The sequence below is a fragment of the Rhodoferax sp. ZS1R25 genome (genome assembly GCF_056521335.1).
Genome location: NZ_JBWMAZ010000001.1, coordinates 1,807,712 through 1,822,497, shown reverse-complemented (window position 1 = coordinate 1,822,497; position 14,786 = coordinate 1,807,712). Strand labels below are relative to the sequence as shown.

Sequence of the window (14,786 nt, the reverse complement as noted above, 5' to 3'; positions counted from 1 at the left end):
GATTAACCGTGCTCGCCGTTTTGGGCGGGACGGTCCAGCAGTGCCTTCATGGACAGCTTGATGCGGCCCTTTTCGTCCGTTTCCATGACCTTGACCTTGACGATCTGGCCTTCGGACAGGTAGTCCGTGACCTTCTCGACGCGCTCATGGGCGATCTGGCTGATGTGCAGCAGGCCGTCCTTGCCGGGCAGCAGGTTCACCAAGGCACCGAAGTCCAGGATCTTGGTGATCGGGCCTTCGTAGACCTTGCCGATTTCGACTTCCGCCGTGATCTGCTCGATGCGGCGCTTGGCTTCTTCGGCCTTGGCAGGATCGGCAGACGCGATGGTGATGGTGCCGTCTTCGTCGATGTTGATCTGCGTGCCGGTTTCTTCGGTCAGCGCACGGATCACGGAGCCGCCCTTGCCGATCACGTCACGGATCTTCTCGGGGTTGATCTTCATGGTGAACAGGCGCGGTGCGAAGTTGGACACTTCGGTCTTGGCTTCGGCCATGGCTTCTTGCATGACACCCAGGATGTGCATACGTGCTTCCTTGGCTTGGGCCAAAGCGACTTGCATGATTTCCTTGGTGATGCCCTGGATCTTGATGTCCATCTGCAGCGCGGTAATACCGTTGGTGGTACCAGCGACCTTGAAGTCCATGTCGCCCAGGTGGTCTTCGTCACCCAGGATGTCGGTCAGCACGGCGAAGCGGTTGTCGTCCTTGATCAGGCCCATGGCGATACCCGCCACGTGCGCCTTCAGAGGCACACCAGCGTCCATCAGCGACAGGCAGCCGCCGCAGACAGAAGCCATCGACGAAGAGCCGTTGGATTCGGTGATTTCCGACACCACACGCATGGTGTAGGGGAACTCTTCTTTGGTCGGCAACACGGCAACGAGTGCGCGCTTGGCCAAACGGCCGTGGCCGATTTCGCGGCGCTTGGGCGTGCCCACGCGACCGGTTTCGCCCGTAGCGAACGGAGGCATGTTGTAGTGCAGCATGAAACGGTCTTCGTAGTCACCGCTCAGGGCGTCGATACGCTGGGCATCGCGCTCGGTACCCAGGGTGGCGACCACCAGGGCCTGGGTTTCGCCGCGTGTGAACAGGGCAGAACCGTGGGTGCGGGGCAGCACGCCGTTGCGGATTTCAATGGCGCGCACGGTGCGGGTGTCGCGGCCATCAATACGGGGTTCGCCGGCCAGAATCTGGCTGCGCACGATCTTGGCTTCGATGTCGAACAACAGACCTTCCACCGCCACGCTGTCGAATGCAGCGCCGTCGGCCTTCAGGGCGGACATGACTTCAGCGTAGGCCGCGCGGCAGGCTTGGGTACGGGCTTGCTTGTTGCGGATTTGGTAGGCAGCAACCAGCTTGTCCTTGGCCAGGCCGTCGATCTTGGCGATCAGGGCTTCGTCCTTGGCGGGGGCTTTCCAGTCCCACACGGGCTTGCCGGCTTCGCGCACCAACTCGTGGATCGCGTTGATGGCAATAGCGCCTTGCTCGTGACCGTAAACCACGCCACCGAGCATGATTTCTTCGGACAGTTGCTGGGCTTCGGACTCGACCATCAGCACAGCGGCTTCGGTACCGGCAACGACCAGATCCATGATGGAATCTTTGCGCTGGGTTTGGCCGGGGTTCAACACGTATTCGCCGTTGATGTAACCCACGCGGGCTGCACCGATGGGGCCGTTGAACGGCACGCCAGACACGGACAGCGCGGCGCTGACAGCGATCATGGCGGCAATGTCGGCGTCAACTTCAGGGTTCAACGACACGGTGTGGATCACCACATGCACTTCGTTGAAGAAACCTTCAGGGAACAGCGGGCGGATGGGGCGGTCGATCAGACGGCTGGTCAGCGTCTCGAACTCGCTGGGGCGGCCTTCGCGCTTGAAGAAGGAACCGGGGATCTTGCCTGCGGCGTAAGACTTTTCCAGGTAGTCGACAGTCAGGGGGAAGAAGTCTTGGCCGGGCTTGCCTTCAGTCTTGGCGACCACAGTGGCCAGCACCACGGTACCGTCCATGTCCAGCAACACAGCGCCGGTGGACTGGCGAGCGATTTCGCCGGTTTCCATGGTGACCGTGTGTTGGCCCCATTGGAAGGTCTTGGTAACTTTGTTGAAAATACTCATGTCTTATCTCCTGTGAGTTAGGGGTCATGTTTGGGAGGTTTGGGCCACCTCACCCGAGCCCGGAGCCAACATCACAGTCCACGATGCCATTCCAGAAAAACTCCGGCTACGACCGGAATTGCTTTGGAATGACACAGCTTCGCTCTGTTTTTGCCGTCTCCGAAGTAAAAAACGCCTGAGCTAGTGACCTAACTCAGGCGCTTCACATTCGTGGGACCGATTACTTACGCAGACCCAGCTTGGCGATCAGAGCGACATAGCGGTCAGCATCTTTGCTCTTCAGGTAGTCCAGCAGCTTGCGGCGACGGGAAACCATGCGCAGCAGACCGCGGCGACCGTGGTGGTCTTTGGCGTGGGTCTTGAAGTGGGGGGTCAGTTCGTTGATACGGGCGGTCAGCAAAGCCACTTGGACTTCGGGGCTGCCGGTATCGCCAGCTTGACGTGCGTTGTCTTTGACAACAGCGGCTTTGATGCTAGATGCAATCATGTGTTTTCCTGGTGTTTTGGGACTGCACGCTGGGTGCTGCCCCGGTTTGTACAACTTGCGCCAGGTGCTGGAACTGCGCCTGGCGTGCGCCCTGCCGAATGCAAAGCCGCTCGATTATAACCCGGTCGCGTCAGGGGCGCACCATCTTGCAGCTGGTGGCCTGCTCCGCCGCCGCTGCGGGCACGGTTTTCACCACACGAAATCCGTACCCCGAGCCTTCCACGTCAAATTTGACGCCCGGCGTACCCTGGCGCTCCATCGAGCCCACCACCAGGGTTTGCTGGAACTGGTGGTCGGCTGCGCGCATGGTGCCGGTTTGGCCACTAAAAGTGACGCTAGCCCTCTCCAGCTGTGCGGCGACAGCTACCATATCGATAGCACCATTGGCACCCGCCGCGCCCTGCTTGCCGGCGGCCTCCAGGCTTTGGGCCAGCGCTTCCACCAGCAGTTGCATGCGCATGTGCACATAGTCGTCTTCGGGCTTGGGATAGCGCACGCGGAAGGACTTGTAAAACGCCTCGCTGGCGGCGGTCTGCACATTGGGCAGCCAGTCGGCCACGGCCACCACCTTGCCAATGCCGGCGTCGCCAATCGCGGCCGGGGCGCCCAGCGCATTGCCGTAGAAGGTGTAGAACTTGCCGTCAAAACCCACGTCCTTCGCAGCTTTGATGAGCAGGCTCAGGTCGTTGCCGAAGTTGCCCGTGATCACGGCGCCCGCGCCGCTGGCCTTGATCTTGGTGGCATAGGGCAAAAAGTCTTTCACGCGACCCAAGGGGTGCAGCTCGTCGCCCACCACCTGCACGTCGGGGCGCTGCACGCCCAGCTGGCGACGGGCTTCGCGCGCCACCGACTGGCCAAAGCTGTAGTCCTGGCCAATCAGATAGACGCTCTTCAAGGCCTTGTCGTCCTTGAGCACATCCATCAGCGCGGCCATCCGCATGTCGGAGTGCGCGTCAAAGCGGAAATGCCAGAAGCTGCATTTTTCGTTGGTCAGCTCGGGCAACACGGCGGCGTAGTTGAGGAACAGCACGCGGCGCGCCGGGTCGCGCTCGTTGTGCTTGTTGATGGCGTCGATCAGCGAGGCCGCCACTCCCGAAGAATTGCCCTGCAGGATGATGCGCGCACCACCGTCGATGGCGGAGCGCAGCGCTGACAGCGCCTCTTCGGTCTGGCCCTTGCTGTCAAAGCGCTCCAACTGCAGCGACTGGTTGCCACCGGCACTGGCAGGCAGCTTCACGCCGCCGCGTGCGTTCACACGCTCCACGGCCCAGACGAAGTTGCGAAACGCAGCTTCGCCACCGTTGGCATTGGGGCCGCTAAAGCCTTCGATGACGGCGATCTTGATGGCCGAAGGGGTTTGGGCGATGGCGCTGGCGACCGACAAAACGGAGGCAAATAGCGCCGTTGCGCCCAATTTCAAGACTTGGCGGGAAAGAATAAACATGGGAAATTTCTCTTGAAATGAGAGGGAAAGCGCTCAGCTTGGAGACATGCGGCGATCGCTGTGAGAGCCGCGCAGTGTACTAGGAGTCCACACCATGTTTTTTGCCTCTGCACCCGCCGTTTTCCAGTCCTCTGTGCGCCGTCCCGCTTACGCACACACAGGCCGCTCCGTCGACCGCTTCATCGATGACGCATTGTTCTCCGCACGCCAAAGCGCGGGCGCCTACAAGCAGGACGAAACCTCGTTCACCCTGACGCTGGACATGCCCGGCATTGCCAAGGAGCAATTGAGCATTTCCATCGAAGGTGCGGTGGTTCGCATCCAAAGCAAGGAAGACGCACCCCGCCGCTACCGCGCCGCCTACGAACTGCCCCAGGACGTGGACAGCGCACAGAGCGAAGCCAAGCTGGAACACGGCGTGCTGACCCTGAAGCTGGCTAAAAAGGTGCCGGTGAACAACGCCACCGAACTGACCATTCAGTAGAACTTAGAGCGTGTGCAGCGGCCAGCGGGGCTTGACGTCGAAAGCGTAAGCCTTGCTGGCGGTCTGCAAGCCGCTTTGCAAGCGCATCGCCGCGGCCATGGCAATCATGGCGCCGTTGTCGGTGCACAGGTGCAGCTCGGGGTAGTGCACGCGCACACCGCGTTTGGCGCACTCGGCATTCAGCAGCTCGCGCAGCTTGCGGTTGGCGCCCACGCCACCCGCCACCACCAGGCGCTTCAAGCCGGTTTGCTTGATCGCTGCCATCGACTTCTTCAGCAGCACCTCCACAATCGCCGCCTGCGTAGACGCGGCCAAGTCGGTCTGCTGCTGACGCGGCAATGCGTCGAACACGGTGACCGCACCCGCAGCCACCATGCGCTGGCTTTGCACCAGCACGGCCGTCTTCAGGCCCGCAAATGAAAAGTCCAGGTTGCCGCTGTGCAGCAGCGGCCGTGGCAGTTGGTAGGCCGTGGGGCTGCCCTCTTCTGCCAGCTTGGACAACAACGGCCCACCCGGATAGGCCAGGCCCATGAGCTTGGCAGACTTGTCAAAGGCCTCGCCCGCCGCGTCATCAATCGTTTCACCCAGCAACTCGTAGCGGCCCACGCCGTCCACGCGCATGAGTTGCGTGTGGCCGCCGGACACCAGCAGCGCTACAAACGGAAACTCAGGAGGATCTGCGCTCAGGAATGGGGACAGCAAATGCCCTTCGAGGTGGTGCACGCCCAGCACGGGCTTGTCCAGCGCCGCACCCAAGGCGCAGGCCACGCCCGCCCCCACCAGCAAGGCCCCGGCCAGGCCGGGCCCGCGCGTGTAGGCCACTACGTCCACATCCTGCAGGCTGTGGCCGCTGTCATTCAGCACCTGTTGGGTGAGCGGCAGCACGCGGCGGATGTGGTCGCGGCTGGCCAGCTCGGGCACCACGCCGCCATAGGCCTGGTGCATTTCAATCTGGCTGTGCAGCGCGTGGGCCAGCAGCGTGGGCACAGCAGTGCCGTGCGCATGGACCATGGCCACGCCTGTTTCGTCACACGAGGACTCGATTCCCAACACCAGCATGCTTGTTTCCTTCAGAGCCGCCGAGTTTAGAGGATGGGGCCTGCGCAGGCGGCCCGGCACAATGGCCGCATGCACCTGCCTTTGACCGATGACGCCATTGCCCGGCTGGAAACCTCCACCCGCGATGCCGTGGCCCCGCCCGCCCATGAGAACCTGGACGGCTGGCTGCTGTCGTACGACACGTCCACCGTGGGCCGCGCCAAAAGCGCCGCACCCCTGCGCCACCACAACCTGCGCCCCGACGCCCTGCCCGACATCTGCACGCGCTACACGCAACGCGGTTTGAAACCCATTTTTCGCCTGCCCGACGTGGCGGGCCTGGCCGCTGTGCAGGCCGAACTGCGCCGCATGGGCTTCGTGCCCGCCCAAGCCACGCTGGTGCAGGTGGCGCCCACCGCCACGGTGGCGGGCCTGAGCACCGGCAGCACCGCCACTTGGTCGCCCACACCAACCGAACACTGGGCCGCGGTGTACACCGCGCCAGGCTTTGACCCGGTGGATGGCCAGCACCGCCTGCAGGCGCTGAGCCGCGGCCAGCATGGCGTGTACGCCAGCCTGGTGCAACACGGGCAAGCGTTGTGCGCGGGCACCGCGGTCTACAGCCAGGGCTGGGCCAGCCTGCACGGGCTGCGCACCGTGGTGCACGCGCGCGGCCAGGGTCTGGCCGCCCAGCTGATGGCCTGCTTGGCGCAGGAGGCGCTGCGGCGCGGGCTGACGGAAACGTTTTTGCAGGTGGAGGCAGAAAACACCGCGGCCCTGGCCCTGTACCAGCGTGCGGGCTTCGTCACCGCCTGGTGCTACCACTACTGGCACGCCAGCGCCCGCTAGCCGCTCCTTACGCCAGACAAAAGAGTCCGCTTGGCGCGAATTTTGCGTGCCATGATGGGCATATGACCGAGCCGCTTCGCATCGTCGTGATCAATTCAGACTTGCTGGTCGATGACCAGCAGGATGCCCACGCGTTCAGCCAAGCCGAACGCTCGCGCAGCCTGCGCATTGGACTGCTGGAAAACGGTTTCAACCTGGTGGCGTCTTTGCCGGCCGATGTGTACCTCACCGAGCGCCTGGCGCAGCTGCAGCCCGACATGATCATTGTGGACGCCGAGAGCGACGCGCGTGACGCGCTGGAGCATGTGGTGATGGCCACGCGCGACGAGCGCCGCCCGATCGTCATGTTCACCAACGACAACGACAGTGGCAATGCGCGCGCCGCGGTGGCGGCCGGTGTGTCGGCCTATATCGTGGCGGGCTTGCAGGCCGAGCGCATCCGCCCGATTCTGGACGTGGCGATGGCCCGCTTCCAGCATGAACAGGCCCTGCGCAACGAATTGGCCGCCACGCGCACCGAGCTCAACGAGCTGTCCGCCGCGCTGCAAGACCGCAAGGTCATCGACCGCGCCAAAGCCCTGCTGATGCAGCGCCAGCAGCTCAGCGAAGAAGCCGCCTACGCCAAGCTGCGCAAGACGGCGATGGACAAAAACCTGAAGATTGTGGAAGTGGCCCAGCGCATGCTGGACGTGGCCGACCTGCTCTCCTGACAGAGGCAAACAACTGGTTACGTGTAGTTCACACAATTGGCACAAATCAGAACTAAGCTGTACCCCATGCAACCCGAAATCCCTATCGAACAACTGGCCGCCGAGGTATATGACGCTGCGCCCGCCGCGGAAAAAGAGCGCATGGTGTCGCAGCTGGTCGGCAAGATTTACGAGACTGCGCCGGTCGCCGTGCGCAGCAATCTGATCCTCACGCTGATGAAGCCGCTGGGCGTGCTGTCCCTGGTGGCCGTGGCCGACGGCATCTTCGCCAAAATCCGTTTTCGCGGTGGCTGGCCCGATGTGCAGGTGTTGCCTGACGACGTGAAAAATGTGGAGCCGCAAGACGTGGTGGCCCTGACCCACTATGCACAGCAGGTCAGCCTGCATGTGCTCGACGGCCTGGCCCGCGTGGTGACCGCCTCGCCGGTGATGGCCACTTCGGCAGCTGCTGCGCTGCTGATCCACATCATGGTGCAGCGCCACGGCGTCGAGCGCCGCGCCCACATCCGCAACTAAGCCTGCTTGGCAGCCGCAGGCTGCGCCACCGGCCACCACTGCAGCAGGCCAAACAGCAACTCAAACACCGTAAAGCCCAGCACTACTGCGCTGGCGCCGTGGGCAAACGCGTACACCTGCCACGCAGCAAACAGCATGCGCGCCAGACCATCCAGCCGGCCCAGTCGCACCGTAGGCTCCAGCAGCCGCGCCAGTGACCACACCACCACCACCGAACCCAGCAGATTGGCCAGCAACATATGGGTGGCATCCAGCGGGTGCACCGTGCCCGGCAGTTGCAGCGCCAAGGCCAGCGCCGCCAACTGGGCGTAGAGCCAGGCAAAGGTCCACGGCAGCGCAAACGGCCAGGTGACCAGCAGGTCGTACCAGGCACTGGCACGCACAAGGGTGAGGTAGCGGGGCAAAGTCATCATCAACATCAACCTGAGAAGTGAAAGAAGCCCGCAGTCTCAGGCCTGAAGTAAGCTTCAGGGTCAAGCACTTTTTACCAACTCCCTCTCCTTTCCATGTTGATTGGTGAACTCGCCACTGCCAGCGGCCTCACGCGTGAAGCGCTGCGCTTTTATGAACAGCAGGGGCTGATACGCGCCCAGCGCCTGGCCAATGGCTACCGCGATTACGCGAGCGAGACGCTGATGCTGGTGAACTACATCCGCACGGCGCAGCAGCTAGGCTTCACGCTGGCAGAGATTGGCCACAAGCTGCCCGAGATCTGGGAGCAGGCCGAGCCCGGCCCGGCGATTGCCCAGGTGCTGGGCGAAAAGCTCAGAGAGATTGACGCGCGCATTGCCGCCCTGCTGGCCTTGCGCGAAGGCCTGGCCACGCGGCTGGCACTGGCCTGCCCGCTGATGCCCACAACCACGCCCCAAACCGCGGCGTAACCACCCAGCACGCGCCTGGCTGGCGCAGTGCATAGGTTTTTTTCCTGGTTTGGTGCGGTGCACAAAATCGGTGCGCCGCACATACTTTCAAACAAATTAGGCCTCTAGCCCCTGTATTCATTGCGCTAGCAGCTCCTGAATCCATAGCACACCATCACCAAGACAACCTGGCACAGACATTGCATTAATCCCTGCGAGACCGGCAACGGTCATGCACTGCACCCCACCTAACGGCGGGTAGGGCGCAGGGCAAACAGGACAAAGGCGTCCCCACGGGTTGACTCGCGCACCGCGCAGTCAACCCAGTGCGGACGCCTTTTTTTGTTTTTCGTTTTGTGTTTTTCTCTTCTGGAGCGTGTGCCATGACTGATCTTCTGAAAGCCAAACTCAGCCGCCGTGCTGTTCTGCAAACCGCGGCCGTGGGCGTGGTGGGTATCAACCCTGCGCTGCGCGCTGCGGTGTACGCCGGTGGCTCTGACGCCCCGGAAAAAACCGAAGTCAAGATCGGCTTCATCCCCTTGACCGACTGCGCCAGCGTGGTCATGGCCTCGGTGCTGGGCTTTGACAAGAAATACGGCGTGACCATCGTCCCCAGCAAGGAAGCCAGCTGGGCCGGTGTGCGCGACAAGCTGGTGAACGGCGAGCTGGACTTTGCCCACGTGCTGTACGGCCTGGTCTACGGCGTGCACCTGGGCGTGGGCGGCCCCAAGAAAGACATGGCCGTGCTGGCCACGCTGAACAATAACGGCCAGGCGATCACGCTGTCCAAGAAGCTGGCGGACAAGGGCGCGGTAGATGGCGCCAGCTTGGCCAAGCTGATGGCCAGCGAGAAGCGCGAATACACGTTCGCCCAGACCTTCCCCACCGGCACCCACGCCATGTGGCTGTACTACTGGCTGGCGGCCAATGGCATCAACCCCATGAGTGACGCCAAGGTCATCACCGTGCCGCCACCCCAGATGGTGGCCAATATGCGCGTTGGCAATATGGATGGCTTCTGCGTGGGTGAACCCTGGAACCACCGCGCCATCATTGACGGCATCGGCGTGACGGCCACCACCACCCAGGACATCTGGAAAGACCACCCCGAAAAAGTGCTGGGCACCACGGGCGATTTCGTCAAGAAGTACCCCAACACCGCACGCGCCGTGACCGCCGCCATCCTGGAAGCCGGCCGCTGGATCGACGCCAGCCTGTCCAACAAAAACAAGATGGCAGAAACCATTGCCGACAAGAGCTATGTGAACACCAGCGTGGACGCGATCAACCAGCGCATCTTGGGCCGCTACCAAAACGGCATGGGCAAGACCTGGGATGACCCCAACTACATGAAGTTCTACAACGACGGCGCGGTGAACTTCCCCTACCTGTCGGACGGCATGTGGTTCCTGACGCAACACAAGCGCTGGGGCATTTTGAAAGAGCACCCCGATTACCTCGCTGTGGCCAAGCAGATCAACCAGATCGAGATCTACAAGCAGGCCGCCACCGCCAGCAAGACCCCTGTGCCCAAGGACGTGATGCGCACCAGCAAGCTCATGGACGGCATGGTCTGGGATGGCAAGGACCCCAAGAAATACGCCGACAGCTTCAAGGTCAAAGCCTGAGTTTTTGCGGAACTGAATAGGAGATCCATATGGTCAGCGCTGTTTTTCACTCCCCCTTGGCCACATCGGCCGAAGGGTCTGCTATCAAAAAGGAAGCTGCTGGCGCAGCGTCCACGGGGGCCAGCATGCAAAAAGCAACTAAACCTGCGGCTGTGGCGGCCACGCCCGCCGTGGCCAAGCCGGGCTACGACTGGCGTGGCCTGGTGCTGCGGGTGCTCCCACCCGTGATGGGCCTGGCGCTGCTGGTGGGCATCTGGGCGCTGGTGAGCATTGGCACCAAAAGCAGCATTCCCAGCCCCTGGGAAACACTGCAGCAGGCCATCACCATCTTCAGCGATCCGTTCTACCGCAAAGGCCCCAACGACCAGGGCGTGGGCTGGAACGTGCTGTTCTCGCTGGAGCGTGTGGCGCTGGGTTTTGGCCTGGCGGCTGCGGTGGGCATTCCCGCGGGTTTCATGATTGGGCGCTTTGAGTTTTTGAGCCGCATGTTCAACCCGCTGATCAGCCTGCTGCGCCCTGTGTCGCCACTGGCCTGGTTGCCGATTGGCCTGCTGGTGTTCAAGGGGGCGAACCCTGCGGCCATCTGGACCATCTTCATCTGCTCCATCTGGCCCATGATCATCAACACCGCGGTGGGCGTGCAGCGCGTGCCGCAGGACTACATGAACGTGGCCCGCGTGCTGAACCTGAGCGAGTGGAAGATCGTCACGAAGATCCTGTTCCCCTCGGTGCTGCCCTACATGCTGACCGGCGTGCGCCTGGCTGTGGGCACCGCCTGGCTAGTGATTGTGGCGGCCGAGATGCTGACCGGCGGCGTGGGCATTGGCTTCTGGGTGTGGGACGAGTGGAACAACCTGAACGTCAAGAACATCATCATCGCCATCTTCGTGATCGGCATCGTCGGGCTGGTTCTGGAATACGCCCTGATCAAAATCGCCACCGCATTTACGTTTGAAGAGGTGAAGTCATGAGCATTGTTTCCGCCAACACCAAGTACATCGAAATCCAGGGCGTGGCCCAGACCTTCAAGACCAAGAAGGGCCTGTTCCCCGCGCTGCGCGAGATCAACCTGACCGTGGCCAAGGGCGAGTTCGTGGCGCTGATCGGCCACAGCGGCTGCGGCAAGTCCACGCTGCTGAACCTGATCGCCGGGCTGACCACGCCCACCGAGGGCTCGCTGATCTGCGCCAACCGAGAGATCAACGGCCCCGGCCCCGAGCGCGCCGTGGTGTTCCAAAACCACTCGCTGCTGCCCTGGCTCACCTGCTTTGAAAACGTCTACCTGGGCGTGGAGCGCGTGTTTGGTGCAGGCGCCAAGAGCACCGGCGCCCCGTCCGAAAACAAAACGCAGCTGAAGGCGCGCACCGACGCCGCACTGGCCCTGGTGGGCCTGACGGCTGCGGCGCAAAAGCGCCCTGGCGAAATCAGTGGCGGCATGAAGCAGCGCGTGGGCATTGCCCGGGCGCTGGCCATGGAGCCCAAGGTGCTGCTGATGGACGAGCCCTTTGGCGCACTGGACGCGCTGACCCGCGCCAAGCTGCAGGACGAGCTGCTGGAGATCGTGGCCCGTACCCAAAGCACCGTGGTGATGGTGACGCACGATGTGGACGAAGCCGTGCTGCTGTCCGACAAGATCGTGATGATGACCAACGGCCCGGCCGCCACCATTGGCGAGGTGCTGAGCGTGGACCTGCCCCGCCCGCGCAATCGCGTGGAGCTGGCCGACAGCCCGCAGTACCTGCAGTACCGCAAGGCCGTGATCGACTTTTTGTATACACGCCAGGCCCACGTGGAGAAGGCGGCCTAAGCACCCTGCCCCACCCCGCCTGCGCACCAATGCGCAGCGCCCCGCGACGCACACATGTTGTGCGTCGCGCCGTTTCTGGCTCTCATACGGGCCTTTTCACCCGCAAAAGACGCGCCCCATGTTGGTACGTTTTTTGCACTGTTTTTGGGAGTACCACTCCCTATTGAAGGATTTGCACCATGGCGGGCTTTCGCAGCTTTTTGAAATCAGGCCACTCCCCGACGTTGTTCGCGGCGTTTTTGTATTTTTCGTTCTCGTGCTGCATTTGGGTGCTCAACGGTGCCATGGCACCGTTCATCTCGGAGACCTTTAACCTCAGCCCCGCCCAAAAGGGCCTGATGCTGTCCATCCCCATCATTGCGGGCGCACTCATGCGCTTTCCGCTGGGCATCCTGTCGCAGTACATCGGCCGCAAAAACGCCACACTGGTGGAGATGGGCATGATCATGGTGGCCATGCTGTTTGGCTTCTTCTTTGTGAAGAGCTTTAACGACCTGCTGGCCATGGGCGTGCTGCTGGGCATTGCCGGCGCCAGCTTTGGCGTGGCCCTGTCCCTGGGTTCGGGCTCGTTCCCGGCCAAGCACAAGGGCCTGGCCATGGGCCTGGTGGGCGCGGGCAACGTGGGCACCGCGGTGTCGGTGCTGGTGGCGCCGCCGCTGGCCCAGGCCTTTGGCTGGGTCACGGTGTACGGCATTGCCGCGCTGGCCATCAGCATCCCCATGGTGGTGATGATTGTGCTGGCCCAAGAGCCCGATGACCTGGACAAGCATGCGTCGTTCAAAGAGCACATCGCCTGCCTGTTTGAAAAAGACGGCTGGGCCTTCAGCCTGATCTACGCCGTCACCTTTGGCGGCTTTATCGGCCTCACCACCTTTTTGCCCACCTACTACTACGACCAGTTTGGCGTGAGCAAGGTGCAAGCCGGCCAGCTGACCATGCTGGCGGCGTTCATGGCCGCGGCCGTGCGCGTGTTGGGCGGCTGGATTTCGGACCGCTGGGGCGGCGTGAACACGCTGCAAGTGGTACTGGTCACCGTGGCGGTAACGCTGGTGCTGTGCGGCCTGGCCAACGGCTCGCTGGCGGCCACCACGTTGCTGTTCATCCTGTGCTTTGCCGCACTGGGTGCGGGCAACGGCGCGGTGTTCCAGCTGGTGCCCCTGCGCTGGCCCCTGGCCACTGCGGTGGCGGGTTCCATGATTGGTGAGGTAGGCGCCCTGGGCGGTGGCCTGGTGCCCAATGCCATGGGCCTGTCCAAGCAGTACTTCGGCAGCTACTCCGGCGGCTTCTACCTGTTTGCCGGCCTGGCCGTCGTCATGCTGGTGATGCTGCGCGTGATGCAGATCCGCTGGACCCGTACCTGGGCTGAAAAAGGCGGGCGCGCACGCACCTAAGAATCAACTGCTACTGATTCAGTAGCTGGCCGCACAGACTCCACGGGGGCTGTGCGGCTTTTTTCATACCAACCACCTCTCCAGTTCAAAATTCTGTTTGACATGCAAGTATTTACTTGCATATAATTTCCTGACACTTCAAGGAGAACAGCCATGGTGGATATCTTGCACAGGGTCGGCATCCAATCATCGGTAGACCAGGTCTACCAAGCGTTGGCCACCCGCGAAGGCCTGGCGGCCTGGTGGACCCGCAACACCCAAGGGGACGGTACCGTGGGCGGGGTGATCCGCTTTCTGTTCAGCGCCGGCGGGGAGGAGATCGGTGGCTTCGACATGCAGGTGCTGGAGCTGGTGCCCGGCCAGCGCGTGGTGTGGCAGGTGGTAGAGGGACCACCGGAATGGGTGGGCAACACCATTCGGTTTGACCTGAAACAGTCGGGCGACCATGCCATCGTGCTGTTCAAGCACCAGGGCTGGAAAGAACCCGTGGAATTCATGCACCATTGCAGCACCAAGTGGGCGGTCTACCTGCTGAGCCTGAAATCACTGGTAGAAACCGGCAAGGGCACGCCCAACCCGACCGACCCGCACATCAGCGGCGACGGCGCAGATTGAGGCGCCATTCAATGAAGGTGAGTTTTGGATATCGACAAAGTTTTCAAGGCACTGGCCGACCCGACGCGCAGGCGCCTGCTCGACCAGCTGCACAGCGAGAGCGGCCAGACGCTGGGCGCGCTGTGCGAACACATGGACATGACACGCCAGGCCGTCACCCAGCATTTGCAACTGCTGGAGGCGGCCAACCTGGTCGCGGTGGTGTGGCAAGGGCGCGAAAAGCTGCACTACATCAACCCCGTGCCGCTGCATGAAATTCACACGCGGTGGATCGCCAAGTTCGAGCATGGCCGACTGGACGCACTGCACAACCTGAAGCAACAACTGGAAGGAAAACAAGATGACGACAACCGCAACGCCAACCCCAACAAAGCCTAGCTTTGTCTACGTGAGCTACATCCAGACCACTCCCGAAAAGGTGTGGCAGGCGTTCATGGACACCGACGTGATGGCCCAGTACTGGGTCGGCCCCACATCGGAATGCGCCCGCGTCAACGTGTCAGACTGGAAGCCCGGCTCCACATGGGAACACCAGCGCCTGGATGCCGCGCGCACGGTCGACATCTGCGGCAAGGTGGTGGAGTGCAACCCACCCAGCCGCCTGGTCTACACCTGGGCCCGTCCCAGCGAAATCGATGATGCGTCCAAACACTCACGCGTGGAAATCGACATTGCGCAGCGCATCGACGGACTGGTCCGCCTGACCGTGAGCCACATCGACCTCGACGCGCAAATGCTGGCCGGCATATCGGGCGGCTGGCCTGCGGTGTTGTCGAACTTGAAGACGCTGCTGGAGACTGGGCATGTGTTGCCCCGGGTGCCCGCAGCGGCCTAAAA

17 protein-coding genes are annotated in these 14,786 nt (G+C 62.5%); 12 read left to right on the top strand and 5 right to left on the bottom strand.

The window, feature by feature from the left end; translation table 11 throughout:
* Positions 1-2 precede the first annotated feature (2 nt).
* The 3 genes from pnp to AC097R_RS08700 all read right to left on the bottom strand — a co-directional run bounded on the left by pnp (position 3) and on the right by AC097R_RS08700 (position 4,051).
* On the bottom strand, positions 3-2,120 hold the full coding sequence (pnp, locus tag AC097R_RS08710) for a polyribonucleotide nucleotidyltransferase (RefSeq protein WP_479597686.1): 2,118 nt from the start codon (positions 2,118-2,120) through the stop codon (positions 3-5).
* A gap of 220 nt (positions 2,121-2,340) precedes the next feature.
* Positions 2,341-2,607 carry a 30S ribosomal protein S15 gene (gene rpsO, locus AC097R_RS08705; RefSeq protein WP_094478006.1) on the bottom strand — a complete coding sequence of 89 codons (267 nt, stop codon included), beginning with the start codon at positions 2,605-2,607 and terminating at the stop codon, positions 2,341-2,343.
* Between the two features lie 130 nt (positions 2,608-2,737).
* Positions 2,738-4,051: a branched-chain amino acid ABC transporter substrate-binding protein gene (locus tag AC097R_RS08700; RefSeq protein WP_479597685.1), complete on the bottom strand. Its 1,314-nt coding sequence runs from the start codon at positions 4,049-4,051 to the stop codon at positions 2,738-2,740.
* Between the two features lie 94 nt (positions 4,052-4,145).
* Between AC097R_RS08700 and AC097R_RS08695 the strand changes: the two genes are divergently transcribed.
* A complete protein-coding gene (locus AC097R_RS08695) occupies positions 4,146-4,535 on the top strand; it encodes an Hsp20/alpha crystallin family protein (protein WP_479597684.1) in 390 nt (129 codons plus the stop codon).
* Between the two features lie 3 nt (positions 4,536-4,538).
* On the opposite strand, the gene tsaD is transcribed toward AC097R_RS08695, so the two are convergent.
* On the bottom strand, positions 4,539-5,594 hold the full coding sequence (gene tsaD, locus AC097R_RS08690; RefSeq protein ID WP_479597683.1) for a tRNA (adenosine(37)-N6)-threonylcarbamoyltransferase complex transferase subunit TsaD: 1,056 nt from the start codon (positions 5,592-5,594) through the stop codon (positions 4,539-4,541).
* Between the two features lie 69 nt (positions 5,595-5,663).
* Here tsaD and AC097R_RS08685 point away from each other — a divergent pair, with 69 nt between their 5' ends.
* The 3 genes from AC097R_RS08685 to AC097R_RS08675 all read left to right on the top strand — a co-directional run bounded on the left by AC097R_RS08685 (position 5,664) and on the right by AC097R_RS08675 (position 7,648).
* Complete coding sequence (locus AC097R_RS08685; protein ID WP_479597682.1) at positions 5,664-6,422, top strand: GNAT family N-acetyltransferase; 759 nt, start codon at positions 5,664-5,666, stop codon at positions 6,420-6,422.
* Between the two features lie 62 nt (positions 6,423-6,484).
* On the top strand, positions 6,485-7,132 hold the full coding sequence (locus tag AC097R_RS08680) for an ANTAR domain-containing response regulator (RefSeq protein WP_479597681.1): 648 nt from the start codon (positions 6,485-6,487) through the stop codon (positions 7,130-7,132).
* A 66-nt stretch (positions 7,133-7,198) separates the two neighbouring features.
* Complete coding sequence (locus AC097R_RS08675; protein WP_479597680.1) at positions 7,199-7,648, top strand: hypothetical protein; 450 nt, start codon at positions 7,199-7,201, stop codon at positions 7,646-7,648.
* Here the strand turns inward: AC097R_RS08675 and AC097R_RS08670 are convergent.
* Positions 7,645-8,058 carry a hypothetical protein gene (locus tag AC097R_RS08670; protein WP_479598112.1) on the bottom strand — a complete coding sequence of 138 codons (414 nt, stop codon included), beginning with the start codon at positions 8,056-8,058 and terminating at the stop codon, positions 7,645-7,647. The genes AC097R_RS08675 and AC097R_RS08670 overlap by 4 nt on opposite strands.
* 96 nt (positions 8,059-8,154) lie before the next feature.
* Between AC097R_RS08670 and AC097R_RS08665 the strand changes: the two genes are divergently transcribed.
* The 8 genes from AC097R_RS08665 to AC097R_RS08630 all read left to right on the top strand — a co-directional run bounded on the left by AC097R_RS08665 (position 8,155) and on the right by AC097R_RS08630 (position 14,784).
* Positions 8,155-8,529 (top strand): MerR family transcriptional regulator, encoded by a 375-nt coding sequence (locus tag AC097R_RS08665; protein ID WP_479597679.1) that lies wholly within the window; start codon positions 8,155-8,157, stop codon positions 8,527-8,529.
* A 362-nt stretch (positions 8,530-8,891) separates the two neighbouring features.
* The gene (locus AC097R_RS08660; protein WP_479597678.1) at positions 8,892-10,136 is read left to right on the top strand and encodes a CmpA/NrtA family ABC transporter substrate-binding protein; all 1,245 of its coding nucleotides are present in this window, start codon (positions 8,892-8,894) and stop codon (positions 10,134-10,136) included.
* 29 nt (positions 10,137-10,165) lie between these two features.
* The gene (gene ntrB, locus AC097R_RS08655) at positions 10,166-11,107 is read left to right on the top strand and encodes a nitrate ABC transporter permease (RefSeq protein ID WP_479597677.1); all 942 of its coding nucleotides are present in this window, start codon (positions 10,166-10,168) and stop codon (positions 11,105-11,107) included.
* Positions 11,104-11,943, top strand: a complete 840-nt coding sequence (locus AC097R_RS08650; protein ID WP_479597676.1) for an ABC transporter ATP-binding protein — start codon at positions 11,104-11,106, stop codon at positions 11,941-11,943. Before ntrB ends, AC097R_RS08650 begins: the two co-directional genes overlap by 4 nt.
* Positions 11,944-12,122: 179 nt before the next feature.
* Complete coding sequence (locus tag AC097R_RS08645; RefSeq protein ID WP_479597675.1) at positions 12,123-13,334, top strand: MFS transporter; 1,212 nt, start codon at positions 12,123-12,125, stop codon at positions 13,332-13,334.
* Positions 13,335-13,487: 153 nt separating this feature from the next.
* Entirely contained in the window at positions 13,488-13,949 is a 462-nt protein-coding gene (locus AC097R_RS08640) for an SRPBCC family protein (RefSeq protein WP_479597674.1), read from the top strand.
* 30 nt (positions 13,950-13,979) lie between these two features.
* Positions 13,980-14,327, top strand: coding sequence for an ArsR/SmtB family transcription factor (locus tag AC097R_RS08635; protein WP_479598111.1), 348 nt, complete (start codon positions 13,980-13,982; stop codon positions 14,325-14,327).
* On the top strand, positions 14,290-14,784 hold the full coding sequence (locus AC097R_RS08630) for an SRPBCC family protein (RefSeq protein WP_479597673.1): 495 nt from the start codon (positions 14,290-14,292) through the stop codon (positions 14,782-14,784). Before AC097R_RS08635 ends, AC097R_RS08630 begins: the two co-directional genes overlap by 38 nt.
* The last annotated feature ends 2 nt before the right edge of the window (positions 14,785-14,786 follow it).